Origin of the sequence: Gilliamella sp. B2785 (assembly GCF_026537005.1) — a bacterium.
In the GTDB taxonomy this organism is placed as follows: domain Bacteria; phylum Pseudomonadota; class Gammaproteobacteria; order Enterobacterales; family Orbaceae; genus Gilliamella; species Gilliamella apicola_E.
The window spans coordinates 131,536-156,644 of sequence record NZ_JAFNNC010000002.1 but is presented as its reverse complement, the minus strand read 5'-3'; the positions used below and the strand labels follow the sequence as shown (position 1 = coordinate 156,644).

The following is a 25,109-nucleotide window of genomic DNA, read 5'->3' as shown; positions in this document are numbered from 1 at the left end:
GAGCGCTTTATGTTAGATATAGTAGAACTGTCACGCCTTCAGTTTGCACTCACTGCGATGTATCATTTTATTTTTGTACCATTAACGCTTGGTATGGCGTTTATGCTTGCAATTATGGAAACGGTATACGTTGTTAGTGGTAAGCAAGTCTGGAAAGATATGACTAAATTCTGGGGTAAACTATTTGGTATCAACTTCGCTGTTGGTGTTGCTACTGGTTTAACTATGGAATTTCAGTTTGGTACAAATTGGTCTTATTATTCGCATTATGTAGGTGATATTTTCGGTGCACCGCTTGCAATAGAAGGATTAATGGCATTTTTCTTAGAATCAACCATGGTTGGTTTATTCTTTTTTGGATGGGATAGATTAAGCCGTGGCAAGCATTTAATGGTCACTTGGTGTGTGGCTTTTGGTTCTAATCTTTCTGCGCTCTGGATTTTAGTTGCCAATGGTTGGATGCAGTTCCCTGTCGGTTCAGACTTTAATCCGATTAACTCAAGAATGGAAATGCAAAGTTTTTTTGAGTTAATTACCAATTCTGTTGCTCAATATAAATTCGTTCACACCGTAGCAGCGGGTTATTTAACTGGTGCTATTTTTGTCTTAAGTATTAGTTCATATTATTTACTCAAAAAACGTGATTTACCATTTGCTAAGCGCTCTTTTGCTGTAGCTGCAGTATTTGGTTTTATTATGTCAATTGTGGTCGCTATTATGGGTGATGAAGCTGGTCATGAAATGACTACTGTACAGCCGGTTAAATTAGCTGCAATTGAAGCTGAATGGGAAACTCAACCAGCACCTGCGTCGTTCAACGTTATTGCGTTCCCTTCACAAGAGAAAAAAGAGAACTTGTTTGCGGTTGAAATTCCTTATGCGATGGGAATTATGACAACTCGCTCATTAGATACCAAAGTAACTGGTTTAAAAGATATTTTAGCGGTTAATGAGACTCGAATTCGTAATGGTATTTTAGCGTATTCAAATTTAGAAAAAATTCAAAAAGGTGATAAAGACCCTGCGGTATTAAAAGCCTTTGAAGATAATAAAGTTGATTTAGGCTATGGTTACCTAGTTAAACGTTTTACCGATAAAGATAACCTAACAATTCCAGAAGCTACTGAAGAACATATTAAAGCAGCGACTGAAGATTCAATCCCAGCTGTATGGCCTTTATTCTGGGCATTTAGAGGTATGGTTGGCTTTGGTTTATTAATGATTTTAGGTACTGGCCTTGCTTTATGGTCAACTTACAAAAATAAAATTGGTGAAAAACGTTGGTTATGCCGTTTACTTCTTTTATCACTCCCATTCCCTTGGCTAGCATGTGAATGTGGTTGGTTTGTTGCAGAATATGGTCGTCAACCTTGGGCAATTCAAGACATATTGCCAACTGGAGTAGCTAATTCATCATTAACTCCAGGTGAAGTACTATTCACTATGGTTCTTATTTGTGGACTTTATACAATGTTCTTAGTTGCTGAGATGTTCTTAATGTTTAAGTTTGCTCGATTAGGACCAAGCTCTTTAGGTACTGGCAGCTATCATTATGAAAAAACACAATCGATATCAGAATAAGGCATAGGGAGTATATACAATGATTGATTATGAAATTGTAAGAGTCACCTGGTGGGTGCTGATTAGCGTTGTGTTAATCGCTTTTGTTGTCACCGATGGTTTTGATATGGGTGTTGGTATCTTACTACCATTTATTGGCAAAACTGATACTGAACGCCGTATTATGATAAATGCAATAGCACCACACTGGGATGGTAACCAAGTTTGGTTAATTACTGGTGGTGCAGGTATTTTTGCTGCTTGGCCTATGGCTTATGCGGTATCTTTTTCCGGATTTTATATTGCGATGATTTTGGTGTTATGTGCACTGTTTTTTAGACCAATTGGGTTTGATTATCGTAGTAAATTAGAAAATTCTAAATGGCGTAATATGTGGGATATCGCAATCTTTTTAGGTAGCTTTGTTCCTGCTCTTGTTTTCGGTGTTGCATTCGGAAACTTGTTAGAAGGTGTTCCATTTAGATTTGATAATAGTTATCGCTCTTTTTATGATGGGTCATTTTTTGGTTTACTTAACCCATTTGCAATATTAGCAGGTGTTGTGAGTTTAATGTTAATCGTTGCTCATGGTGGTGCTTGGTTGCAAATGAAAACTTCTGGTGAACTTTATTTAAGAGCAAGAAAAGCAACTCAAATAGCTAGTTTAATTATGTTAATTGCATTTGTATTAGCTGGAGTTTGGGTTGCCTTCGGTATTCATGGTTATGAGGTAACTAGCGCTATAGATCCTAATGGTGTTTCAAACCCATTGAGCAAAACTGTTTCGACAGATGTTTCATGGTTAAAAAATTACATGAACTATCCAATATTATGGGTTGTACCAGCTTTAGGTGTTTTATTACCTTTATTTACTATTTTATTTTCTAGTTTAAATAAAAATGGATTAGTGTTTTTATCTTCTGCACTAACCATTGCTTGTGTATTACTGACATATGGTATTGCGACATTCCCATTCATCATTCCTTCAAGCATTATGCCAAATGCGAGTTTGACAATTTGGGACGCATCTTCTAGCCAATTAACACTTAATATCATGTTTGGTGTAGCACTAATCTTTGTACCACTCATTCTGTTCTATACCACATGGTGTTACATTAAGATGTTTGGCCGTTTAGATAAAAATCATATTGAAAATAATAAACATTCACTTTATTAAGGATTTATTATGTATTACTTTTTATGGTTAGCAGGATTAATTGCAGCTTGTATGCTTGCAGTTGTTACAGGACTTTGGCTTGAAAATAACGATAAAGAAACTAAAGAGTCATAAAATAGATAAAAAGGTGGCAAATTGCCACCTTTTTAGTTATAGGGCTGTATATTAGACAAATAATTAACAAATGATAATTGTTTTCATTTAACTATTTTTATATCATAGTGCAGCGAATTTTATAATCATATATAATGACGCAAATTTTTTGTTCAAATTATAAAATATGAAACAATTCAATTGGAATGCAAGAGTCTATTATGAAGACACAGATGCTGGCGGAGTAGTTTATCATGCTAGGTATCTAGCCTTCTTTGAACGAGCTAGAACGGAAATGCTAAGACATCTTGATATTAGTCAGCAAAAGTTATTACAGGAAGGTATTGCATTTGTTGTCAAAAAGATGGATATTAGCTACGATTTTCCAGCCCGTTTAGATGACATGCTAACTATCAGCACTAAGGTTGAGCAAATTCGTAAGGCGTCTATTATTTTTAAACAGACAATTTTAAACCAGAATAAGCAAATTATCAGCAGCGCTGATGTCGTTATTGCTTGTGTCAATATGACTAAAATGAAGCCGTGTGCGCTTCCCAAGTTATTAGTTTTGGAGTTAATTTAAGTGGATAATCTCAATATTATTGATCTATTTTTACAAGCTGGACTTTTAGTACAAGGTGTTATGTTATTGTTATTAGCATTTTCGGTAATGTCTTGGGCTATCATTTTCCAACGTAGCAAAATTTTAAGCAAAGCAAAAAAACAAGTCGAACAGTTTGACGATAGTTTTTGGTCTGCCGAAGACTTAAATGTGCTCTTTGATAAAGCAAAATTCAATAAAGAAGAGATCTGTGGCACAGAACATATTTTCTATTCGGGATTTAAAGAATTTTCTCGTTTATATCAAATTAATCCAAATATGCCAGAAGCTGCATTAGATGGCGCATCTCGTTCAATGCGTTTAGCAATGAATCGTGAATTAGATAACTTAGAATTGCATATCCCATTCTTAGGAACAGTCGGTTCAATCAGTCCATATATTGGTCTTTTTGGTACTGTGTGGGGTATTATGCATGCCTTTATTTCACTTGGCGCAGTTAAGCAAGCTACATTACAAATGGTTGCACCAGGTATTGCGGAAGCGTTAATTGCAACAGCTATTGGTTTGTTTGCGGCGATTCCAGCTGTATTAGCATATAATCGATTATCATTAAGTGTAAGTCGAATGGAACAAAACTATTTGAACTTCATTGATGAGTTTTCTACAATTTTACAACGTCAAGCAGTAGCTGTTAGGAAATAATTATGAGTAGACGTTCACGCTATTCAACCAAATCAGAAATCAATATTGTACCGTTACTTGACGTATTGCTTGTATTAGTATTGATTTTTATGGCGACAGCCCCAATTATTAGTCAAAGTGTTGAAGTTGATCTGCCTGAAGCGACAGAGTCAAAAACTGTTTCACCTTCCGATAATAAACCTATTATTATTGAGGTTTCCGGAGTTGGTGTTTATGCAATAATTATTGATCAAAATCGACAATCGAATATACCTCAAGAGCAAATTGTTGCAGAAGTTAAACAGCAAATGTCATTGAATGATAAAGCAGTGTTTTTAGTCGGTGGAGCTAAACAAGTTCCTTACGAAGAAATTATAAAAGCTTTGAATTTGCTTCAATCTGCGGGTGTTAAATCGGTCGGTTTGATGACTCAACCAATTTAAATTAATAATTATAAAAAATGTCAGCAATGTCTAACAAGTTAAGATCAAAACTAAGTCTACCAGTTATCATATCCATTATTTTACATGGTATATTGATTATTGTTTTAGGATATCAATTTATTCCTGATGATAATGGAGAAAATTACGGTAGTATTAATGGTAATTCTATTGACGCAATCATGATTGATCCGTCAGTTATGACCGAACAATATCAAAGACAATTGCAGGCGCAAGTTAATCAGGAAAAAGCAAATCAACAGCGTCAAGAGCAATTAGACAAACAAGTTAAAGAATTAGCCGAAAAAGCCGAAGCCGAAAAAGCTGCTGCCGAAAAAGCTGCTGCTGAGAAAGCCGCTGCTGAAAAGGCTGCTGCTGAGAAAGCCGCTGCTGAAAAGGCTGCTGCTGAGAAAGCCGCTGCAGAAAAAGCCGCTGCAGAAAAAGCTGCTGCTGAAAAGGCTGCTGCTGAGAAAGCCGCTGCAGAAAAAGCTGCTGCTGAAAAAGCTGCTGCTGAGAAAGCCGCTGCAGAAAAAGCCGCTGCAGAAAAGGCTGCTGCTGAGAAAGCTGCTGCAGAAAAGGCCGCTGCAGAAAAAGCTGCCGCCGAGAAGGCCGCAGCTGCAAAAAGGGCTGAGCAAGCAAAAAAGGATAAAGCGCTTAATGAGCTCTTAGGTGGTCTTACATCAGGCTCTCCTGATGTTTCCGGTGGTGCAGCTAGTCGTAAAGGTGTCTCAGATGGCGAATTAAATAAATATAGATCGTTAGTACAAAATGCAATTAGTAATAAGTTTATTAATCCGCAAAATCTTTATCGAGGAAAAACTTGTACATTGCAAATCCAGATAGCACCTGATGGATTATTGCTGAATGTAACCTCAAAAGGCGGTGATGCTGATTTATGTCGAGAAGCATTAGCAGCTACTAAATTAGCGGTTATACCAAAACCTTCTAGTAAGTTATACAATGAAGTTAAAACAATGACTATTGATTTCCAACCCAAATAAGTAAGATCTGAACTGCTTAAATCTTAATACGATATTTAACCATTTCATCTATTAATAAATAAATATTTCGCATTTTAATAATCAGATGTTGAAAATTTATTAATCATCCCAATATATTCTCTATTCATTCCGAATTAAGTGTTTTAGTAAGAGAAGGAGCAGAATATGACAACAATTGTCAGTGTCCGTCGTGAAGGTCAAGTCGTTATTGGCGGCGATGGGCAAGTTACATTAGGTGAACGAATTATTATGAAAGGTAATGCTCGAAAAGTTCGCCGTTTATACAATAATAAAGTGATAGCAGGATTTGCTGGAGGTACAGCAGATGCTTTTACATTATTTGAATTATTTGAACGTAAATTAGAAATGCATCAAGGCCATTTAACTAAAGCGGCAGTTGAACTAGCCAAAGATTGGCGAACCGATAGGATGTTGCGTAAGTTAGAAGCATTACTTGCTGTAGCTGATGAAACCGCATCATTAATTATTACTGGTACAGGGGATGTTATTCAACCAGAAGATGATCTGATTGCGATTGGATCTGGTGGACCTTATGCTCAAGCTGCTGCAAGAGCTTTATTAGATAATACTTCATTATCTGCGCATGATATTGTACAAAAATCGCTATCAATAGCTGGTGACATTTGTGTTTACACCAATAACTTCCAAACTATTGAAGAGCTTAATTACTAATTAAAACTGATTTAAGAGAAATATTATTATGTCTGAAATGACTCCTCGCGAAATTGTAAGCGAATTAAACCAACATATTATTGGACAAGATAAAGCAAAACGTTCTGTTGCTATTGCTTTACGTAATCGCTGGCGTCGTATGCAACTTGATGAAGCATTACGTCATGAAGTTACCCCAAAAAATATTCTTATGATAGGCCCAACAGGGGTAGGTAAAACAGAAATCGCAAGACGATTAGCTAAACTTGCACATGCTCCATTTATCAAAGTAGAGGCCACAAAATTTACGGAAGTTGGTTATGTAGGTAAAGAAGTTGACTCAATCATTCGTGATCTTACCGATTCTGCTGTTAAGATGATTCGTCAAGAAGCAATTGAACGAAATCGTAATAGAGCAGAAGAATTAGCTGAAGAACGTATTTTAGATGTGCTAGTACCGCCAGCAAAAGATGGTTGGGGGCAAGTTGAAAACAATAATGATTCAACTGCTAGACAAGCATTTAGAAAAAAATTACGTGAAGGCGCTCTTGATGATAAGGAAATTGAGATTGAAATAGCTGGCGTTAATATTGGTGTTGAAATTATGGCACCGCCAGGTATGGAAGAGATGACCAACCAACTTCAGTCAATGTTTCAAAATTTAGGTGGTCAAAAAACCAAAGCTCGTAAAATGAAGATCAAAGATGCCTTGAAACAGCTAATTGAAGAAGAAGCTGCTAAATTGGTTAATCCCGATGATCTTAAACACGAAGCCATTGAAGCTGTCGAGCAAAATGGTATTGTGTTTATCGATGAGATCGATAAGGTGTGTAAGCGTGGTAATTCATCTGGGCCTGATGTTTCACGTGAAGGTGTTCAGCGTGATTTACTACCACTTGTTGAAGGTTGTACTGTTTCAACTAAACATGGTTCAGTAAAAACTGATCATATTTTGTTTATCGCATCAGGTGCGTTCCAAACTGCGAGTCCTTCAGATTTGATTCCTGAGCTGCAAGGACGTTTACCAATTCGCGTTGAATTACAAGCATTAACTAGTGAAGATTTTGAGCGTATTTTAACGGAACCTAATGCGTCGTTAACAGTGCAATATAAAGCATTAATGGCAACAGAAGGTGTTAATATTGATTTTACACCAGATGGGATTCGTAAAATTGCTGAATCTGCTTGGCAAGTTAATGAACAAAATGAGAATATCGGTGCTCGCCGTTTGCATACTGTGCTTGAACGTTTGATGGAAGAGGTTTCTTTCGAAGCCAGTGAGTTGGGTGGTCAAACCATTACAATTGATGCTAAATATGTCAGCGATCATCTGGATAAACTTGTTGCTGATGAAGATTTAAGCAAATTCATTTTATAATCAAGTAGATTAATTGAATAAAAAAGGTGAGTTATTTAGCTCACCTTTTTTATATCTATTATCATTATTTCATCAAATATTTATTTCTTAATAAATTCACCTAAAATATCAACTGCTTTTTGTCTAGATTTATCTTTATCTCTGGAACCATTGTTTTCTAATTTATCACGTAGCTTATCTAAACGTTGTTGTAATTTATCACTAAGCACATCAGATACTATTTTGGCAATATCTAGTTGATAGTGTAAATTAGAAAATTGACCATATATACGTAGTGGTATAGTCACTTTTTGTAGTTTTGCAATAGTTTCACTTTTACTATTCCAACCACCTAATATTTTTATATTTAGATTAACATCTAAATCACGATTAACCATTCCCACTCTTCCTGAACTATCTATCACATTTAATGTTTCAGAGTTTGCATTGAGTGAATTAAGATCAATGTTACCTTGATTTATATAAGCATTGGTTGTGATTTTATGAAACTCAGTATATTTTTTATGATTTTCAGAACTTATATTACCATTGCTATATTTCGCGGCGGCATTTTCGATGATGCTTTGGATGTTAATATTATTTAGTTTAGCATTAGTAATGACGATATTAGCATTACCTTTAATGTTCTCTAATAATTTTGTTGTTGATAATGTATTGGCTTCTAATACTCCAGAAGCATTGAATATACCATCAAGATCATAAGCCATATTCATTTGCGTAAAAAATGAGCTTAAATTGATATTGCTAACTTTAGTATTCAATTTAACTTGTGGGTTTTTTTGTTTACCATTAGCGGTGCCGTTGGCAGCAATTTGCCCATTTGCAAAATTGAAAGTTAGATTTTTTAAGTTTGCTATACCATCTTGATTGTCAATTTCAACATTCAAATTACCTAATGCAATTTTATCCGCTTTGACTTCTTTGATATTTATTTTTGCTTTTCCATCAAATGAATTAAGCATACTTAATTCATTATCATTTTTGGAAACATTCGATACAACTGGCGAAGTTTGTTGAACGTTAGTACTTTTCGTTGAATTTTCATTTTTTTGGATGAAAGGTGTTAAATCAAATTTATTTGAATTTAATTGGAAATCGATCACCGGTTTGTTATCAAAACGGACATTGATCTTACTTGTAAAATCATTATCGTTAATTGAAAAAACCAAATCTTGGCTATCCAATTGCATTGGTGCTTTTTGATAATTAAATACGCCAGTTACATTACCTTTTATCTCTTTTTCTGAATTGACTATGCCGTTAAACGTGTAATCCAATTTTTTTAAATCAATAACTGCTTTTTCAGGGAATTGGGCTAAATCAATATTGGCGTTTAATGAATAATATAAGTCTTGCTGGTTTTTATCGATATTCCCATTGAGTTCAAGAGAAAGGTTTTTATCGTTATTTTTTTCTAATAACAGATTAATATTTCTAAAATTTATCAAATCACGATTATGCTGAAATGCAATTGTACTATCCGCTATTTCAAACTTATTTAAACTGAACTTCCAATCAGATGGATTTTTTTTATCTTCAGATGGTTGTTTTTCTGAAGAAATGGCTTGAGTGCTATTTTTAGCATTTTCACCTTTGCTTTCATCCGTAATATTGATTGTTGCTGATTTAATAAATACATTTTTAATCGCTAAATTTTTTGAAAACAAAGGAAGAAGCTCAACATCAAGCCTCATGTTGTCAGCGGTTAAAAGAGGTTTTGTTGCACCGCTATCGGATAATTTAACCGAATCAGTTAAAATACTAACTTGAGGCCAGATATGCCAACGTAGATTGCCCTCTATAGTCAGTTCATACCCTGTTTTGTCTTTCACTGTTTGTGAGATGTAACCACGAAAATTATTAGGATCAACAAATATAATAAGGGAAGCGATACTGATAACAATGACCAAAATTAAGATAAATAGCGTAACCAATATTTTTTTTATCATATTAATGTCCTTTATTAAGGTTATGAACTGTATTAGTCTTTATCAATACGACTGGCGACAGCGCCATGTTGGTCTTTATACTTTGCATCTTGTCTGCGATTATATGGTCTAGAAGCTGGTCCACTAAGTGTTTCAAAACTTAATGCACCAATAGTCATACCAGGTCTAAGTGCTACTGGTATCTTTCCTGAGTTGTAAAATTCTAAAACAATTTGTCCATGCCAGCCTGGATCGATACGATGAGCAGTAACATGTACCATAAGTCCTAAGCGAGCTAATGATGAACGGCCATCTAACCAGCCAACCAAATCATCAGGAATCGTAACTGATTCGAGTGTCACTGCTAAAGCAAGTTCGCCTGGATGTAAATAAAATGCTTCACCTTCAGCTAATATCATCTCTTCGCTCATAACGCGATCTAGAACGGCTGCAACTTCTTCTTTAGGTCCACTTAAATCAATATAAGGTGTTGTATGCTCTCTGAAAGTACGAAATTGATTACCTAATCGAACATCTACTGTTGCTCCATTAATACAACTTGATGCAGGTTGTGGCGTGATTTTTAATTTACCACTATCTAAATATGCTTCAATATCACGGTCACATAATCTCATAAGTTATCCTTAAAGTCTGCTTTTTATCTTATTCTAGCAGGTTCTTTTGATGGCGTCGATGTTGGTTGGTTAAGGTTGTATCACCCAAGCTCGACCAAAATGATTGTAATAACCTGCTTGTTTACCTGCTTTGTTTCCAATACCTAGATAAAGATCAAAGTGATGGCCTTTAATTGCCCCGCCAACATCAAGCGCAACCATTAAACGAACTTCGCGCCTTCCACGATATTGACCATCATTATCAAGCAGTGGTACATCAACTAATACAACTGAACCGGTTGGGACTAATGTTTTATCTGATGCCACTGCTGCATTGGCAACTAAAGGTACTGCTGCTGCACCTTTTACTTCGGCGTTATATTGCGGTTTAAAAAACACAAATGATCGGTTTTGGATTAATAGCTCTTTGACTTTCTTTTCACTCTTACTTTTTGCCCAATCTCTTATGGATTGAATAGACATATCTTCTTTAGCGATCTCTCCTGATTCAACCAATAAGCGTCCTATACTTGAATAGCCATGGCCATTTTTTCCACCATAACAGAAGAAAACAAGCGGATTACCATCTTCAAAATCGATATAGGCACTTCCTTGAACTTCCATTATGAAATTGTCCATTAATGAATTACTATAAGCGATCTCCAGTCCTTTTCCAGCTAATGCGCCATTGTAGATCTGTTCTCGACTTGGTAACTGCCCTTTAGATTGGGTTGGCATTCTATAAATTGGATATTTAAATTCACCAGTTGGTTGGTATCTAGCCTTAATAACCGGAGTGTAATAACCGGTTAGATGTACATTACCATATCCATCTTTACCAGCCATTTCATAACTTTTTAGACCCACTTTATGGAATTCTGCTGAGCCCAATGAGCGATTAATCCAAGCATCAACGGCTTTATAAATATGTTCATTTTTACGATACAAAGAAGGCGACGTTGTTTTTATTTTTTCAATTTGAATCGTATAGTCAGAGATATTTACAGGCACAGCTAAATGCGGACGACTGGCATTTAAATCATGTGGTAGTTTACCGTCTTTAAATTGTTTACTTGATGAATTAGGATCACTCTGGCAGCCAGCAAGTAGTGACATGATAAATGCTAAACATAATAGATAAATGTGAAATTTGTTTTCTTTCATCTTGATAATTTATTGTAATAAGTTAAATGATATGGTTGGTTATGCTACACAATTCTATTATAAGAAACTACCAATAATTATGATATTGCTATAAAAATTTTTCATGTGATTGAGCTTGCGATTTAGCGCTGTAGACTTTATAGTCCTTTACTTCTTATAAAAAAACGAAAATTGTAAAAACGACAGGTAATCGATACGATGAACAGTACGTCTTCAAATAATGATCTTAAACGAAATCTCTCCAGTAGACATATTCAACTAATAGCAATAAGTGGTGCAATTGGTACGGGATTATTTATGGGTTCTGGGAAGACAATCAGCCTTGCCGGACCATCTATTGTTTTTGTGTACATGATTATTGGGTTTGTTTTATTTTTTGTTATGCGGGCAATGGGAGAAATTTTATTATCCAACCTAAATTATAAATCATTCAGTGATTTTGCTAACGATTTATTGGGTCCTTGGGCTGGTTTTTTTACTGGTTGGACTTATTGGTTTTGTTGGGTAATTACCGGAATTGCAGATGTTGTTGCTATCGCAGGATACGCTCAACACTGGTTTCCAGAACTACAAGCATGGATCCCAATGCTACTTACAGTTATTGTGCTTTTAACTTTGAATTTGTTAACTGTTAGGATGTTTGGTGAAACTGAGTTTTGGTTTTCTATGATCAAAATAGTGGCCATTTTAGCCTTGATAGCTATTGGACTTGTTTTAGTCTTCACGGCTTATCATTCAGAACAAACCAATACTACGGCTGCGTTTTCTAATCTTTGGGAGTATGGTGGTTTCTTTCCCCATGGTACGATGGGATTTTTTGCTGGTTTCCAAATTGCAATTTTTGCCTTTGTTGGTATTGAGCTTGTTGGAACTACAGCGGCTGAAACACTAGATCCAAATAAAAATTTACCACGGGCAATTAATTCAGTGCCAGCACGAATTATCTTTTTCTATGTTTTTGCCTTGATTATTATCATGAGTGTAACACCTTGGCAGTTTATTTCACCCAATAAAAGCCCATTTGTTGAACTATTTACCTTGATTGGCTTACCTGCTGCGGCAAGTATTATCAATTTTGTGGTATTAACTTCGGCGGCTTCTTCAGCCAATAGTGGTATTTACTCAACCAGTCGAATGTTGTTTGGTCTTGCTAAAAAACAAGATGCACCAGAACCATTTGGTAAATTATCAAGACGTTCAGTCCCCGCTAATGGTTTGTTATTTTCATGTACCTGCTTGTTCGGTGGGGTAGTACTGATTTATTTAGTACCAAATGTGATGGAAGCATTCACTATTGTAACGACTATTTCTGCCATTTTATTTATGTTTATTTGGTCGTTGATATTGATTTCCTATATTGCTTATCGCCGTAAAAAAGCCAATTTGCATCAAGAATCACAATTTAAAATGCCTGGTGGAATTTTTATGTGTTATGTTTGTTTAGCGTTTTTTGCTTTTGTGATTGTGTTATTGACATTTGAAGCTGATACTCGCCAAGCGCTGATCGCGACCCCACTATGGTTTATTATTTTAGGTGTGAGTTACTTTATTCGTTCATCAACACGCCAATAGCTCTCATCTTTAATCGGCAGGTTTACTGCCGATTATCCATTCCCTTATTATTTTTTAGGATTTATTTGGCCAAATAAAACTTGCAACAATACCTAAAGATAAAATGCCTAATACTATATAAAGGCTGAGAGTAGGGCTTATGTTAATACCATAATTAAATAGATGGTCGCTAGCATTTAAAGCCAGTTTTGCTGCGATAAAAAATAGTAGGCAGACTACAGCTTTGCCTAAATGAACAAGATATTGTTGCATTGCTTCTAAAACAAAATACATAGTCCGTAACCCTAAAATAGCGAAAATCATTGCACTATAAACAACCAGTGGTTCTTGGCTGACTGCGATTACTGAGGGAACAGAATCAAATGCAAACATAACATCACTCAACTCAATCACCACAACACATAAAAATAGTGGTGTTGCATATAAGGCACTTTTTGGCATTTTATGAATTAGGTCGCTATTTTCTGGCTTCGTTAACTCCGCGTTTAGTTGTTTTCGGGTTAATAAAAAGTGATGACCAACTATCTTAGGGTAAGAAGGGAAAATACGTTTAGCAATACGATAAGCAAAATGTTCTGAATAATCTTTTATTTTTTCATCTTGACCTTGGTTTTTCAGCATCATAAATCCAGTTAAAGCAACCACTACTGAAAAGAACAATTCCATCCAAGGACCTAACGATAATAAACCCGTACCTATTACAACAAAAATAGCTCGGAAAATAATCGCACCAATTACGCCCCAATAAAGTAATCGATGTCGATAATTGTTAGGGATAGCAAACCATGAAAACAGCGCCATAATAACGAATAAGTTATCTACCGAAAGCGCTTTTTCAAGCACATAACCTGTGATAAATAAACTTGCTATCTCACTTCCATGGTGAAGATAAAGATAAAGTGCAAAACCTAATGCAACAGCAACCCAGAATAAAGACCATAATATTGCGCTAGTTAGGCTAATGGGTTTATCGTTATGGTGAGCATATAAATCAATTATAATCGCAGTTAAAGCCAAAATGACGAACATCAGTACAGTTTCGATTGGAAAACCTAATGAATGATGAATCATAGCCTTGTTACCTATATTAAATTATCTCTTGGATTAAATTCAAAAATATAAAATATAATGGTATTTAGAACATTATTTTTAAAGAGACTGAGTATATATTGATAGGCTTATCAAAAAAAGATATATTTGTTTCCACACTAATATATTTAATAAATTTTTTGAGCATACATTCATGACAAATATAAGGGTATCTTTTCTATTTATCGTTGCTTTTTATTCAAGCTTATTGCAAGCACAATCGGTTGAACCATATATATCATCATTACCCAAAGGGAGTGATTTATCAATTTTAGTGCAAACTGTTGATGGCAATCCTAAAACATTAGCCAAATACAAAAGTGATCAATTTAAACAGCCAGCTAGTACGCAAAAAGTAATAACTGCACTAGCTGCACAGCTTGAACTGGGTAATGACTTTCGGTTTGTTACTGGAATGTACGCGAATGGTTCAGTTAGTAATAAACAACTCAATGGTGATCTGATTATCAAATTGAGTGGTGATCCCACTTTTAGTCGAGAAAGATTAAAAAATATGATTAGCGCCCTTCGTCAAAAGGGTGTAGAAAAAATTTCAGGTAATGTTATTTTAGACACTTCAATTTTTGCTAGTCATGATAAAGCAGAAGGGTGGTCATGGAATAATTTAACCGCTTGTTACAATGCCCCTGCATCAGCTGCAACAATTGATGATAACTGCTTTTATGCAACAATTACTCCGGGTAAAGTAGGTGGTAAAGCATCAGTTTCTGTTTCATCTAATATTCCAGTTATGGTTTCAGGTGATGTCAGAACGATTTCCGCTAGTAGTAAAGACGCACATGATAAATATTGTGAGCTTGATGTTAATGCTGATAAAAATCGCTACTATTTATCTGGATGCATCGCTTCTAATGCGGATAAAACACCATTAAAATTTGCAGTAATGGATCCAACCGAATATTTTTCGACTGTTTTAAAAAATGAATTAAAACAACAAAAAATAACTTATGGTGGACGTGTTTTTGAAAGAAAACAAAAATCCACTGGTTCCTTAACGTTATTAACATCAAGTCAATCAGCACCGCTTTCTGAGTTAATAACGGTTATGCTCAAAAAATCAAATAATTTGTATGCTGACACCATTTTTAGAACACTTGGCGCACGCTATTATAATACTGCAGGAACATGGCGTAATGGTGGTGATGCGGTTAAACAAATCCTTCGCAAAAAAGCGGGTATTGACTTAGAAAACTTAGTGATTGCCGATGGCTCTGGTTTATCTCGTCTTAATCTAGTTAGCGCCAACAAACTAATGGAAGTGTTGCAGTATATTTCAGCACATAACAATCAACTCGCTTTTATTGAAAAATTACCAATTGCGGGTGTTGATGGAACGTTGCAAAACCGTAAAAGCTTCAGTCAAGCACCATTTAAAGATGTAGTTATGGCTAAAACAGGCTATATTCAAGGTAGTTATAATTTAGCCGGATTTATTCAAAAATCAGACGGACGTTATGTCGCTTTTGTTCAATTATTATCAGGGTATCGGGCTGATAGTAAAGGGGAACCTAAAAACGGAGCAGTTATGAAGTTTGAATCTGAGTTTTATAAAAATTTCATTAATTAGATTTGACTAATTTGAGAATTAAGATTTTGGGGCGATGTTATTTACTCATCGCCCTAAATTTTAAGTTAAAAATTTTCAGCTAAAAAACCACCACTTTGATGCTTCCAAAGTTGAGCATAAAGTCCATCTTTACTAAGCAACTCTTGATGTGTTCCTTGTTCGATGATTTTTCCTTGATCTAAAACGATTAATCGATCCATCGCCGCGATTGTAGATAATCGATGGGCAATAGCAATAACCGTTTTACCTTCCATTAACGTATATAAGCTTTCTTGAATAGCTTGTTCAATTTCAGAATCAAGCGCACTAGTTGCCTCATCTAACAATAGAATTGGTGCATTTTTTAAAATAACTCGAGCAATAGCGATACGTTGGCGTTGTCCTCCGGACAATTTAACCCCACGTTCACCAACAAAAGCATCATATCCAGTTCTTCCATTAGCATCTACTAAGGTTTCAATAAAACTATCGGCATGAGCTTTTTTAGCTGCGATTATCATCTCTTGTTCTGTGGCATGGTTATTACCGTATAATAAGTTATCTCTTACTGATCGGTGTAATAGTGAAGTATCTTGGGTAACCATACCAATTTGAGCGCGTAAGCTTTCTTGATTGACTTTGGTGATGTCTTGATTATCAATAAAAATATGACCATTTTGTAAATCATAAAATCGCAACAATAAATTGATTAAAGTGGATTTACCCGCCCCTGATCTGCCAACTAAACCGATCTTTTCACCTGGTTTAATGGTTAAATTTAAGTTGTCGATAATGGCATTGTTTAATTTTGCATCGTAACTAAAATTAATATTTTTAAATTCGATTTTACCATCAGTCACCTTAAGAGTTGGTGCATCAGGTTCATCGACAACAGTTTTAGCAACAGAAAACGTATTCATACCATCTTTAACCACGCCGATATTTTCAAATAATGCTGCCATTTCCCACATAATCCAATGTGAAAAGCCGTTCAATCTAAGTGCGACAGCGGTTGTAGTGGCGATAGCTCCAACACCAATTAAATCATTAGTCCATAGCCATAATGATAAGCCAGTAGTACCAAGAACGAGGAAAATAGACAATAAATGATTAACAATTTCAAAACTACTAACTAAACGCATTTGTTTATTAACGGTAACTAAAAATTCGTCCATCGACTCTTGTGCATATTTTGCTTCATTGCCTGCATGAGAAAACAGTTTAACTGTCATAATATTCGTGTAAGCATCAGTCACTCGGCCTGTCATGGTAGAACGTGCATCTGCTTGCATACTTGCCACTTTACTTAGTCGTGGAATAAAGTAATACATTGCAATGCCATAAACAAAACACCAAACCATAAACGGTACTAATAACCAAAGATCTAACTGACCTATGATTGTTGCCATAGTAATAAACGAAATCAAAACATAGATAAAGATATCAGCAACCAAAAAACAGGTATCCCTAACCGCAAGTGCGGTTTGCATCACTTTTGCTGATATACGGCCGGCAAATTCATCTTGGAAAAAGCGCATACTTTGATTTAGCACTAATCGATGTAGATTCCAACGCAGTCGCATTGGAAAGTTTCCCGCCAAACATTGATGTTTAATGATGGTTTGTAAGGCAATAATGATCGTGCTAGCTAATATAATAATCGTAAATACAATTAAGGTTGATTTTTCCTGCTGCCAAAATTGACTTGGTGAAACAGCTGCCAGCCAGTCAACAACTTTACCGAGTGCAGCATATAAAAAGGCTTCAAAAGCGCCAGCTAATGAACTCAGTATGATTAATAATAGAAGGAAAGAACGTGTGCCTTTCGTCGATTGCCAAATAAAACTAAAAAAACTTTTAGCCATCGGCTGTGGTTCATCTTGTGGATAAGGTGATACCAATTTTTCAAAAAATCGATACATATTAGACCTATTAGTTAAAAGGTTATTCATTGATAGGTTTACCAATGATCTAAAAAAGTGAGGGTTTTATTACCAAATGCTAAGTGCTATAAGCGAAATATGATATTTTTAAATTAAAAGAGACATCACTCCAATACCTATTAAACTAACATTAATAAAAATTAAAAAAAGTTGAGGAAAGGGGTTTTTGAGCTTTCCTCATGGGAAATTATATAGTGAAAAGTACTAGATTACTAATAATTGTCTTAAAAAACATCTTTAATAATTTGTACAACGCGTCCGACAATATTATATTTTTCGAAATGAGCTTTAGGAACCTCAATCGTTGGGTATTGATGATTATTACAAATCAAAATCCAATTTCCGAGTGATAGGCGAATTTTTCTTAGTAGAGTGAAATTCTCGTATTCAATTAAATAAATTGCGCCATCGATTATTTCGTTTATTTCTGTATTAATAATTAATCCATTATTATTTTCGATTTCAGGTGCCATTAAATCACCTTTCGCCCAATAGATTATAAGTTTTTTGATATCTAAACCACGATGAGAAGCCCAACCTTCAACAATAGGATAATTCATTACTGGTGGCGTTTCACGTACGTAACGTTGATTTTGCGCCTCTTCTTTAGTTGGTAATTGTTTTTTATAAACCGGGATACGATAGATATTTTCATTATAAACTTCGTTATTATCATCGTCTTTAGGATCCAACACTTCCAATTTATAACCGGTAGCTAACCAGTTGAATGAAACATTACATTTTTCAGCAATTACTTCTAAACGAGTTAGTGAAGGGTAGGTTTTTCCAGACAAATAATCTCGTATTACCGTTTCTGACATATCACATTTTTTTGCAAAGGATGAAACAGATAATCCTTGCATTGACGAATGTAGCCTATCTTTAAAAGTTTTTACATTTTTATTTTTAATCATACTTATTTCGTTTTTATTTTTTCATCCGTTTGATAATTATATTGTATTTTTTATGAGTTTTACATATGAATTTGAATCAATCTTCTTAATTTTATTAAGTTTTAATGCGATTTTTTGTTTAAACGCGTTTTATATTATGGAAAAATATTCTTTTCTCGCATAAAAATAAAAAAACAGCGAGTGTTATAATAAGAAGTATGGCTTTTTTTTCCGTTTTATTGTCTTTGTTTTTCCGTTGAAATTTCAAGTAGTTTTATAGATATTAAGTTTTTTTTAATGCGTAATTGATATTTATCAAATATATATTATTCTTATTTATATGTTAGGTGTTATTTTAATCTATTGATTTATAATGGTTAAAGTCATTTTTTAGCTAAAACTGCTACATTTGCTGAAAGGCAAATAAAAACGTTGACTAAAAAGAAAAAAAGTGGATAATAAGCAGCGTAAGGATTTTTCATTGTTTTCTTTCCTTATATTCCTTATATTTCATGTTGGCCCGTATATTTTATGCGGGTCTTTTTTTATCTAAATTAACTTGTCATGAAATCCCATCATAAAAAGAGTATAATCAATTCCAATATTTAATAATCTATTTGTTCGTTTAACTTGTTCAAATAGCGATACATTTTTAAATGAGGTTTTAATTATGTCATTTAGCATTCCACATCTATTAGTTTTTCTTGCCGTGGTGGTTCTCATTTTCGGAACAAAGAAGTTACGTAATTTAGGTTCTGATCTTGGTTCAGCATTGAAAGGTTTTAAAAAAGCGATGAATGATGATGTTGAAGATGATAATAAGCTTGATAAGAAATAACCCTATTTATTGATATGAAAACGCAATTTGATGTGGCCATCGTTGGTGGTGGATTGGTTGGTTTAGCAACTGCATGTGCTCTTAGCCAATCTAATTTAACTGTAGCTATTGTTGATGTTAACGTTAATGATAATCAAAATTTTGCTTTTGACGAAATAGGAATTAGAGCTTCTGCAATTAATGGCGCAAGTCAGCAATATTTTTCTCAAATTGGTATTTGGAGCGATTTATGTGCGAGCGAACGTGTTCATGCTTTTAGCGAGATCGGAGTTTGGGAAAAAAACGGTTTAGCGCATCTTACTGCACATGCTAAAGATTATGGTTATCCAAATCTTGGGTATATCATCGAAAATAATTTAATTTCTTACTACCTGTATCAACATGCTCAAGCAAATTCAAATATCACTATTTTCAATTTGGCCGCTATAGACAATAGCTATAATGAAGATTATGCTTTTTTAACGCTTTCGGATAATACTCGGTTACAAGCAAAACTGATTATAGGTGCTGATGGCGCACACTCTTGGCTGCGCAGACAGGAAAAAATTTCTGTGTTTGAGCGTGATTACCTTCATCATGCAGTGATTACAACTGTTGAAACACAATATCCTCACCAAGCATGTGCTAGGCAGATTTTTTACCCTAATGGTATTGTAGCATTTTTACCACTTTGGCAACCCAATTACAGTTGTTTAGTATGGTCAACTAAACCAGAGCAAGCAGCTATTTTAACTTCGTTAACTGAATCTGAGTTTTGCCAAGAGCTGTTTAAATTAAGCGGTGATAAAGTAGGACAATGTCAGTTGGTCAATCCAAGAATGGTGTTTCCATTAAAAGCTCGGTTTGCAAAACAATTTATTAAACATCGATTAGTGCTAATTGGTGATGCTGCCCATACTATTCATCCATTGGCTGGTCAAGGAGTTAATTTAGGATTTGAAGATTCTGCATTATTGGTGGCAACCATTAATAAACTTATTGATGAACATAAAGATATTGGTTTAGTAGAAAACTTAAAATCATTCCAATTCACTCGCCGTAAAGATGCTTTAGTCATGTTAACCGCAATGCGAACTATTCAAGATATGTTTAATGGCGATAATGCTTTTAAAAAAATGGTGAGAACAGTTGGGATGAACGCAATTGATAACTTTTCGCCAATAAAGAAACGTCTCATCAAATATGCCATGAAAATTTAGTTTGTAAATTAATCCTGTAGCTAACACTACAGGATTATCATTAGTTTATTTAAAAGCTACTTGATAAGATGTTGGGATAAATGGAGATGCTGGAATTCTTAGCGGCCAGTAAGGATCTTTCAATAAACCTCGACCAATTGCAACTAAATCAGCATCGCCAGTACTTAATACATAATCAGCAAGATAAGGGTCTTCAAGCATACCAACAGCAATAATTGGCAAATTAGTGACCTTCCTAATAGCATGCGCTAAATAAACCTGGTATCCAGCATGAAATAGAGGCGTACGCTTTGGATCTAACTGACCATCACCACCGCCACTCACATCTAAAACATCTGCACCTGCTTGTGCAAAACGTTTAGCAATTTGGCAACCATAATTAATATCGTAACCATTAGTACCGTATTCTTGAGCCGAAAACCGAACAATTAGTGGCATATCTTTTGGCATCATTGATTTTGCTGCTTTAATTACTTGTTCACCAAATAATAATTTATCCTTACCATATTCGTCCGTTCTAATATTCGTTTTTGATGAGCTGAATTGATGGATTAAATAACCATGTGCGCCGTGTATTTCAATTGCGTCAAAACCTGCTTCAACCGCACGTTTGGTTGATTGTTTAAATTTTTCGATAATATCAGCAATTTCACTTTTGGTTAATTCTCTTGGCATTTGATATTGCCATTTTGGATTCGCTTCGACGTTCCCATCATAGCGGATAGGAGAACAGGATACGACGTCAGACTCACCCAAAGCTTTACGTCCTGCATGGGCAATTTGAATAGCGATTTTTCCTTCTTGAGCATGAACCGCATCAACGATACGTTTAAGCTGATCGCGTTGCTCGTCATTCCATAGACCTAAGCAATTTGGCGATATTCGACCATTTGGAGCAATATTGGTCATTTCTAAAATTATTAAACCCACGCCACCAACCGCTCGTGAAACATAATGAACAAAGTGCCAATCATTAGCCAATCCGTCTTTTGCTTGATATTGACACATCGGCGGCATAACAATACGATTTTTGAGTGATAAATTTTTTACTTTAAATGGCGTATTAATATAGGCTATTTTAGCCATGGATGGCTCCTGTTTTTATTAATGGTGTAAATGTTTAAGTTAACTGACGAATAGTATATAGTGTTTAAAAACGGAATATTAGAGCAAATAAACGTTAAAAAACCCCGTTCCTCAACTTTTTTTGCAATTAAATCGTTTATGGTTTGCGAACTGATTTAAGATAGTAGAGCCAACATAATAAACCCAATAATCCTAAAACAGTTCCAGCAATAATTATCGCGATCCAACCATAGTTGCTATACAAATAAGTAGAAGCGATAGAACCCAACATGCCTCCGATAAAATAACTTACCATATAACCAGTGTTCATACGGCTACGTGCTTCTGGTCGAATTTGATAAATGGCGTTCATGTTTGATACATGAGTAACTTGAACAGCAAAATCCAGCAATACTACCCCAATAATTAAGGCTAAAAGTGAATATTCAGCAACAGAAAGTGGTACCCATGAAGCGAGTAGTAATATTAGGCCAATGGTCGTGGCTAAAAAGCCTTTTCCTTTGTCTGATAATTTGCCAACGATAGGTGAACCTAGTGCACCAGCGGCACCGGCTAGGCCGAATAAACCGATTATAAAATCAGAATAATAGTAAGGTTTATTACTTAATAAAAAGGCAAGTGGCGTCCATAACAGTGAAAATAACGCAAAGGAAATAACTGCCAACAATGAGCGAATTCGTAAAACAGGTTCTTGTTTATATAGTGAGCCAATTGATAATAACAGTTGAAAATAGTTAATACTGATGGTGTTATTATAAGTTGGTAATGATAACCAAAGTAGCAAAGTAACAATGATCATTACTGACGCGGCAATCCAATAAACATAATGCCAATCTGTCATCGAAGAAACAAAACCAGCGAATGCACGACCTAATAATATACCTAGCAACATACCACTCATCAATGTACCGACAATTTTACCTCGATGCTCTGGTCGTGATAGTGTTGCGGCAAATGGAATTAATACTTGGGCTACGGTTGAAAATAGACCTGTCATAGCCGTACCAAGCATAAGTAACCATAAGTTTTGTGAAGTTGCACTAATAATTAGCCCACAGGTTGATAATATCATCAAGGTCAATATTAATCGTTTACGTTCTATTTTGTCACCCAGTGGGGTAATGAACAGCAAGCCAACAGCATAACTAAATTGTGCAGCCATAATGATAAAACCTGCATGTTTAATTGCAATATGTAAATCATTGGTTATCGAGTGTAATAGTGGTTGCGCATAATAATTACTTGCTACTGCGACGCCAATGGCAAATGCCATTAGGAATACTAACCATGCAGATAGCCCTTGAGCTTGTTTGCTATTCATAATAAACAATTTAGAAAATAAATAATGTGTAATTATATATCAAAAGGTTGTTAGATACTGATAGATTGTGTTGATTATTGATTTAATAGATTATAAATAGGTGTTGCTAAGCCAATTTTTGCATTTTCCGATTTTAGTTTATACCAATAACCATTCGATTCATCTAGACATTTAGTATTGCCTTTGATCTCACAGTAAATAGGCACAATATCTAAATGAAAATGGCTAAAAGTATGTCGAAATGCAATTAACTGTTTGGGTTTGCTAGTTTTAATACCATGGCTGTCTAGCCAGTCAGTTAATGCTTGCTCGCTTGCAAATTGTGGTAAACAATATAATCCGCCCCAAATACCAGCAGGCGGTCTTTTTTCAAGCCAAATCATGTTGTCATGTTCAAGCATTAAAAAGTAGGCGGTTTTTTCAGGAATAGTCTTTTTAGGTTTTTTAGTTGGATATTGTTGCCAACTGTCGGTCTTATAAGCAATACATAATTGATGTAAAGGGCATAAAGTGCATTTGGGTTTAGAACGAGTACAAACCATTGCACCAATATCCATCATGGCTTGATTAAATTTAGCAACTTCATTTTTAGGCGTGACTTGCTCACTTAATTGCCAAAGTTGATTTTCGACATTTTTATTACCAGGCCATCCGTCTATAGCAAAAGTTCGGGTTAAAACCCGTTTTACGTTACCATCTAATATTGGATAATGTTGATTTTGTGATAGAGATAGGATAGCCCCAGCGGTTGAGCGCCCAACGCCTGGTAAGGCGATAACATCCTCAAATTTGGTTGGAAATTTCCCCCCAAACTTGTCAGCTATAACTTGTGCTGCTTTATGTAAATTACGAGCACGTGCATAATAACCAAGTCCAGTCCAAAGATGTAAGATATCGTCAATTGGAGCCTTCGCTAAATCGGTAATTTTAGGAAACTGTTTAATAAAGCGCTTAAAGTATGGAATAACAGTTGCAACTTGTGTTTGCTGCAGCATAACCTCTGACAACCAAACATGATAAGGGCTTTTTTCAATTTGCCATGGTAATGATTTTCTGCCGTACTGTTCATACCAGTTGAGTACGGCATTTGAAAAACTTAAGTTAGTCATTACATAACAGCGGTAATAGAATCACTAGGATAACAACCAAGCACTTTAGTATATAAAGTGATGGAAGCTAATTCTTTAAGTGCGATCTGCATTTCGTAATCGTTAATATTACCTTGTAAATCAATATAAAACATCTCTTCCCAAGATGTGCCATGGATAGGGCGTGATTCAAGTTTTGTCATAACAATATTATGATTACGTAATACGGATAAAGCATCTACCAAAGCCCCAGCTTGTTGGCCCGTTTTCATCAAGATTGTAGTTTTGGCCGGAATTTGATCGGAAACTTCAATCGATTCACGCGATAACACAATAAAGCGGGTGATATTTTCTTTTTGATTAGCAAAATTGTGCTCCAGAACTTGTAAGCCATATAATTCACCACCGTCTTTATTTCCCATAGCTGCAATGTTTGGTTGATTTAATTTAGCTACGGTTTCCATTGCTGACGAAGTACTATCACAATAAACAATTTTCCAATGAGGATACTTTTCTAAGAAATTACTACATTGTTGGAATGGTTGCGGGTGGCTATAAATAGTATCTATTTGCTCAAGTTTAGTGTTAGGAAGAGCTAAAATGCAGTGATCAATCATTAAGGATAGTTCACCAATAATATGTAAATTGGTTTTTTGTAACAAATCATACACTTCATTAATAGATCCCGAACTCGAGTTTTCTATCGGTACAATTCCATAATCAACAACTTTTGATTCAATCTTTTCAAAAACATCTTTAAATGTATTACAACTTGATTCAGTCAATTGATCAAAATGGGCGCTAGCATAACGGCGAGTTGCTGAATGTGAATATGAACCTTTTGGTCCTAAGAAAGCAATTTTAGCTGATGAGATAACGCCTTGGTTGAGTTTTTCTTGTAAAAACTTCTGTTGTAGTAGAACCGAATCTTCAATAATAATTTGGTATAAACGCTTAATTAATAGGTCATCAAGATGATATTGTTTACCTTGTTCGATTAATGCCTTAATCAATGAACGTTCACGATCTAAATCACGCACAGGGATATTTGCTTTTATTTTAGCCTGGATAACTTCGGCTGAAATTTGGCGTCTTTCAGCAATGATTTCAATTAATTTTTGATCAAGTTGGTTAATTTTGTTTCGTAAAGGCAATAAAGGACTGGTTGTCATATTCATTAATAGATTAAAAATTAGATGGGTAATATTATAACAAGCAAAAAAATAAAGGCACTATTAAAGTG

23 protein-coding genes are annotated in these 25,109 nt (G+C 35.0%); 13 read left to right on the top strand and 10 right to left on the bottom strand.

Annotated features, from left to right (window positions below; genetic code table 11):
- Positions 1–9: 9 nt before the first annotated feature.
- From J3U24_RS03005 to hslU, 9 genes are all read left to right on the top strand, one after another.
- Positions 10–1,581 carry a cytochrome ubiquinol oxidase subunit I gene (locus tag J3U24_RS03005; protein ID WP_065734264.1) on the top strand — a complete coding sequence of 524 codons (1,572 nt, stop codon included), beginning with the start codon at positions 10–12 and terminating at the stop codon, positions 1,579–1,581.
- 19 nt (positions 1,582–1,600) lie between these two features.
- A complete protein-coding gene (cydB, locus tag J3U24_RS03000; protein ID WP_065562247.1) occupies positions 1,601–2,737 on the top strand; it encodes a cytochrome d ubiquinol oxidase subunit II in 1,137 nt (378 codons plus the stop codon).
- Positions 2,738–2,746: 9 nt separating this feature from the next.
- Entirely contained in the window at positions 2,747–2,851 is a 105-nt protein-coding gene (gene cydX, locus J3U24_RS02995; protein ID WP_065562246.1) for a cytochrome bd-I oxidase subunit CydX, read from the top strand.
- A gap of 166 nt (positions 2,852–3,017) precedes the next feature.
- Positions 3,018–3,413: a tol-pal system-associated acyl-CoA thioesterase gene (gene ybgC, locus J3U24_RS02990; protein WP_065734265.1), complete on the top strand. Its 396-nt coding sequence runs from the start codon at positions 3,018–3,020 to the stop codon at positions 3,411–3,413.
- The gene (gene tolQ / locus J3U24_RS02985; RefSeq protein ID WP_065734266.1) at positions 3,414–4,094 is read left to right on the top strand and encodes a protein TolQ; all 681 of its coding nucleotides are present in this window, start codon (positions 3,414–3,416) and stop codon (positions 4,092–4,094) included. It begins immediately after the preceding gene.
- Positions 4,095–4,096: 2 nt separating this feature from the next.
- Positions 4,097–4,516 carry a colicin uptake protein TolR gene (gene tolR / locus J3U24_RS02980; RefSeq protein WP_086364301.1) on the top strand — a complete coding sequence of 140 codons (420 nt, stop codon included), beginning with the start codon at positions 4,097–4,099 and terminating at the stop codon, positions 4,514–4,516.
- Between the two features lie 26 nt (positions 4,517–4,542).
- The gene (gene tolA, locus J3U24_RS02975) at positions 4,543–5,514 is read left to right on the top strand and encodes a cell envelope integrity protein TolA (RefSeq protein WP_267336754.1); all 972 of its coding nucleotides are present in this window, start codon (positions 4,543–4,545) and stop codon (positions 5,512–5,514) included.
- 165 nt (positions 5,515–5,679) lie between these two features.
- The gene (hslV, locus tag J3U24_RS02970) at positions 5,680–6,207 is read left to right on the top strand and encodes an ATP-dependent protease subunit HslV (RefSeq protein WP_065562241.1); all 528 of its coding nucleotides are present in this window, start codon (positions 5,680–5,682) and stop codon (positions 6,205–6,207) included.
- A 28-nt stretch (positions 6,208–6,235) separates the two neighbouring features.
- Complete coding sequence (gene hslU, locus J3U24_RS02965; RefSeq protein ID WP_065734269.1) at positions 6,236–7,564, top strand: HslU--HslV peptidase ATPase subunit; 1,329 nt, start codon at positions 6,236–6,238, stop codon at positions 7,562–7,564.
- Positions 7,565–7,644: 80 nt separating this feature from the next.
- Here the strand turns inward: hslU and asmA are convergent, their stop codons facing one another.
- The 3 genes from asmA to mltA all read right to left on the bottom strand — a co-directional run bounded on the left by asmA (position 7,645) and on the right by mltA (position 11,270).
- Complete coding sequence (gene asmA, locus J3U24_RS02960) at positions 7,645–9,513, bottom strand: outer membrane assembly protein AsmA (RefSeq protein ID WP_267336755.1); 1,869 nt, start codon at positions 9,511–9,513, stop codon at positions 7,645–7,647.
- A 32-nt stretch (positions 9,514–9,545) separates the two neighbouring features.
- Entirely contained in the window at positions 9,546–10,127 is a 582-nt protein-coding gene (dcd, locus tag J3U24_RS02955) for a dCTP deaminase (RefSeq protein WP_065562238.1), read from the bottom strand.
- A 69-nt stretch (positions 10,128–10,196) separates the two neighbouring features.
- Positions 10,197–11,270, bottom strand: a complete 1,074-nt coding sequence (gene mltA, locus J3U24_RS02950) for a murein transglycosylase A (protein WP_065734271.1) — start codon at positions 11,268–11,270, stop codon at positions 10,197–10,199.
- 198 nt (positions 11,271–11,468) lie between these two features.
- On the opposite strand from mltA, the gene cycA reads away from it, so the two are divergent.
- A complete protein-coding gene (gene cycA / locus J3U24_RS02945) occupies positions 11,469–12,842 on the top strand; it encodes a D-serine/D-alanine/glycine transporter (protein WP_267331218.1) in 1,374 nt (457 codons plus the stop codon).
- A gap of 54 nt (positions 12,843–12,896) precedes the next feature.
- Here cycA and J3U24_RS02940 read toward each other — a convergent pair whose 3' ends face one another.
- Positions 12,897–13,913, bottom strand: coding sequence for a TerC/Alx family metal homeostasis membrane protein (locus J3U24_RS02940; protein WP_267336756.1), 1,017 nt, complete (start codon positions 13,911–13,913; stop codon positions 12,897–12,899).
- A 172-nt stretch (positions 13,914–14,085) separates the two neighbouring features.
- Here J3U24_RS02940 and dacB point away from each other — a divergent pair, with 172 nt between their 5' ends.
- The gene (gene dacB / locus J3U24_RS02935; protein ID WP_065734274.1) at positions 14,086–15,519 is read left to right on the top strand and encodes a serine-type D-Ala-D-Ala carboxypeptidase; all 1,434 of its coding nucleotides are present in this window, start codon (positions 14,086–14,088) and stop codon (positions 15,517–15,519) included.
- Positions 15,520–15,584: 65 nt separating this feature from the next.
- Here dacB and J3U24_RS02930 read toward each other — a convergent pair whose 3' ends face one another.
- Entirely contained in the window at positions 15,585–17,420 is a 1,836-nt protein-coding gene (locus J3U24_RS02930; RefSeq protein ID WP_065734275.1) for an ABC transporter ATP-binding protein, read from the bottom strand.
- A 245-nt stretch (positions 17,421–17,665) separates the two neighbouring features.
- Entirely contained in the window at positions 17,666–18,355 is a 690-nt protein-coding gene (locus J3U24_RS02925; protein WP_065562232.1) for a LexA family transcriptional regulator, read from the bottom strand.
- Between the two features lie 646 nt (positions 18,356–19,001).
- On the opposite strand from J3U24_RS02925, the gene tatA reads away from it, so the two are divergent.
- Entirely contained in the window at positions 19,002–19,172 is a 171-nt protein-coding gene (gene tatA / locus J3U24_RS02920) for a Sec-independent protein translocase subunit TatA (RefSeq protein ID WP_141673909.1), read from the top strand.
- 14 nt (positions 19,173–19,186) lie between these two features.
- On the top strand, positions 19,187–20,371 hold the full coding sequence (locus tag J3U24_RS02915; RefSeq protein WP_267336757.1) for an FAD-dependent monooxygenase: 1,185 nt from the start codon (positions 19,187–19,189) through the stop codon (positions 20,369–20,371).
- Between the two features lie 45 nt (positions 20,372–20,416).
- Here J3U24_RS02915 and J3U24_RS02910 read toward each other — a convergent pair whose 3' ends face one another.
- From J3U24_RS02910 to pheA, 4 genes are all read right to left on the bottom strand, one after another.
- Positions 20,417–21,457, bottom strand: a complete 1,041-nt coding sequence (locus tag J3U24_RS02910; protein ID WP_267336758.1) for an NADH:flavin oxidoreductase/NADH oxidase — start codon at positions 21,455–21,457, stop codon at positions 20,417–20,419.
- Positions 21,458–21,593: 136 nt separating this feature from the next.
- Positions 21,594–22,778: an MFS transporter gene (locus J3U24_RS02905; RefSeq protein WP_267336759.1), complete on the bottom strand. Its 1,185-nt coding sequence runs from the start codon at positions 22,776–22,778 to the stop codon at positions 21,594–21,596.
- 74 nt (positions 22,779–22,852) lie between these two features.
- On the bottom strand, positions 22,853–23,887 hold the full coding sequence (gene mutY / locus J3U24_RS02900; RefSeq protein ID WP_065562228.1) for an A/G-specific adenine glycosylase: 1,035 nt from the start codon (positions 23,885–23,887) through the stop codon (positions 22,853–22,855).
- Positions 23,887–25,038 carry a bifunctional chorismate mutase/prephenate dehydratase gene (gene pheA / locus J3U24_RS02895; protein ID WP_065562227.1) on the bottom strand — a complete coding sequence of 384 codons (1,152 nt, stop codon included), beginning with the start codon at positions 25,036–25,038 and terminating at the stop codon, positions 23,887–23,889. The genes mutY and pheA overlap by 1 nt, the downstream gene beginning before the upstream one ends.
- Between the last annotated feature and the right edge of the window lie 71 nt (positions 25,039–25,109).

What these genes read in the sequence shown, in the direction of transcription:
- J3U24_RS03005 (WP_065734264.1), top strand. Translation starts at nt 10, where the DNA reads ATGTTAGATATAGTAGAACTGTCACGCCTTCAGTTTGCACTCACTGCG.
- cydB (WP_065562247.1), top strand. Translation starts at nt 1,601, where the DNA reads ATGATTGATTATGAAATTGTAAGAGTCACCTGGTGGGTGCTGATTAGC.
- cydX (WP_065562246.1), top strand. Translation starts at nt 2,747, where the DNA reads ATGTATTACTTTTTATGGTTAGCAGGATTAATTGCAGCTTGTATGCTT.
- ybgC (WP_065734265.1), top strand. Translation starts at nt 3,018, where the DNA reads ATGAAACAATTCAATTGGAATGCAAGAGTCTATTATGAAGACACAGAT.
- tolR (WP_086364301.1), top strand. Translation starts at nt 4,097, where the DNA reads ATGAGTAGACGTTCACGCTATTCAACCAAATCAGAAATCAATATTGTA.
- tolA (WP_267336754.1), top strand. Translation starts at nt 4,543, where the DNA reads ATGTCTAACAAGTTAAGATCAAAACTAAGTCTACCAGTTATCATATCC.
- hslV (WP_065562241.1), top strand. Translation starts at nt 5,680, where the DNA reads ATGACAACAATTGTCAGTGTCCGTCGTGAAGGTCAAGTCGTTATTGGC.
- hslU (WP_065734269.1), top strand. Translation starts at nt 6,236, where the DNA reads ATGTCTGAAATGACTCCTCGCGAAATTGTAAGCGAATTAAACCAACAT.
- asmA (WP_267336755.1), bottom strand. Translation starts at nt 9,513, where the DNA reads ATGATAAAAAAAATATTGGTTACGCTATTTATCTTAATTTTGGTCATT.
- dcd (WP_065562238.1), bottom strand. Translation starts at nt 10,127, where the DNA reads ATGAGATTATGTGACCGTGATATTGAAGCATATTTAGATAGTGGTAAA.
- mltA (WP_065734271.1), bottom strand. Translation starts at nt 11,270, where the DNA reads ATGAAAGAAAACAAATTTCACATTTATCTATTATGTTTAGCATTTATC.
- cycA (WP_267331218.1), top strand. Translation starts at nt 11,469, where the DNA reads ATGAACAGTACGTCTTCAAATAATGATCTTAAACGAAATCTCTCCAGT.
- J3U24_RS02940 (WP_267336756.1), bottom strand. Translation starts at nt 13,913, where the DNA reads ATGATTCATCATTCATTAGGTTTTCCAATCGAAACTGTACTGATGTTC.
- dacB (WP_065734274.1), top strand. Translation starts at nt 14,086, where the DNA reads ATGACAAATATAAGGGTATCTTTTCTATTTATCGTTGCTTTTTATTCA.
- J3U24_RS02930 (WP_065734275.1), bottom strand. Translation starts at nt 17,420, where the DNA reads ATGTATCGATTTTTTGAAAAATTGGTATCACCTTATCCACAAGATGAA.
- J3U24_RS02925 (WP_065562232.1), bottom strand. Translation starts at nt 18,355, where the DNA reads ATGATTAAAAATAAAAATGTAAAAACTTTTAAAGATAGGCTACATTCG.
- J3U24_RS02915 (WP_267336757.1), top strand. Translation starts at nt 19,187, where the DNA reads ATGAAAACGCAATTTGATGTGGCCATCGTTGGTGGTGGATTGGTTGGT.
- J3U24_RS02910 (WP_267336758.1), bottom strand. Translation starts at nt 21,457, where the DNA reads ATGGCTAAAATAGCCTATATTAATACGCCATTTAAAGTAAAAAATTTA.
- J3U24_RS02905 (WP_267336759.1), bottom strand. Translation starts at nt 22,778, where the DNA reads ATGAATAGCAAACAAGCTCAAGGGCTATCTGCATGGTTAGTATTCCTA.
- mutY (WP_065562228.1), bottom strand. Translation starts at nt 23,887, where the DNA reads ATGACTAACTTAAGTTTTTCAAATGCCGTACTCAACTGGTATGAACAG.
- pheA (WP_065562227.1), bottom strand. Translation starts at nt 25,038, where the DNA reads ATGACAACCAGTCCTTTATTGCCTTTACGAAACAAAATTAACCAACTT.